The organism is Motilimonas pumila, assembly GCF_003596335.1.
Lineage (GTDB): Bacteria > Pseudomonadota > Gammaproteobacteria > Enterobacterales > CBDFNC01 > Motilimonas > Motilimonas pumila.
On sequence record NZ_QZCH01000125.1, the window covers coordinates 1 to 759 of the forward strand.

The following is a 759-nucleotide window of genomic DNA, read 5'->3' on the forward strand; positions in this document are numbered from 1 at the left end:
CTGGGACTCAACTCCAACCACCTTGCTTATGTGATTTACACCTCAGGCTCAACGGGTAATCCCAAAGGGGTTATGGTTGAGCATCAAGCGTTGGTTAATAGAGTTAACTGGATGCACGCTCAATATGGTGCTTCGCCAGCAGACAAGATATTACAAAAAACACCCTTTAGTTTTGATGTTTCCGTTTGGGAGTTTGTCTGGCCTCTAACTGTCGGGGCAAGATTGGTTATCGCTAAACCCGAAGGGCATAAAAATCCGGAGTATTTAGTACGATTAATTAAAGAAGAGAAAATTACTAAGTTGCATTTTGTACCATCAATGTTGGCAAGCATCTTATTACAGGAAAGCTTGTCTGACTGTCACTCCCTCAAGCAGGTATTTTGTAGTGGTGAAGCGCTGACTGTGTATCAAGTACAAACGTTTCGAGAAAGTTGCCCTCAAGCAGAGCTACATAATTTGTACGGACCGACTGAAGCTGCGATAGATGTGAGTTACTGGGATTGCAGAGAGTATGAAAATGGTTGCACTAGTATTCCTATTGGCCGACCAATATATAATATTCAGCTTTACTCTCTTAATAGACAGCTTGAGTCAGTGCCACATTGCTCGGCTGGAGAGCTTCATATTGGTGGGGCAGGTTTAGCTCGAGGTTATCTCAATAGGCCAGATTTAACAGCACAAATGTTCATTGATAATCCGTTTTATGACAAATCCAACCCAGATAGCAGTGAGCGTTTGTATAAAACGGGCGATTTAGTG

At 42.6% G+C, this 759-nt stretch carries 1 protein-coding gene; it reads left to right on the forward strand.

Going from position 1 to position 759, the window contains the following annotated elements; genetic code table 11:
• Nucleotides 1–759: AMP-binding protein (locus D1Z90_RS20830; RefSeq protein ID WP_147378825.1), on the forward strand; the 759-nt coding region annotated here is incomplete at both ends.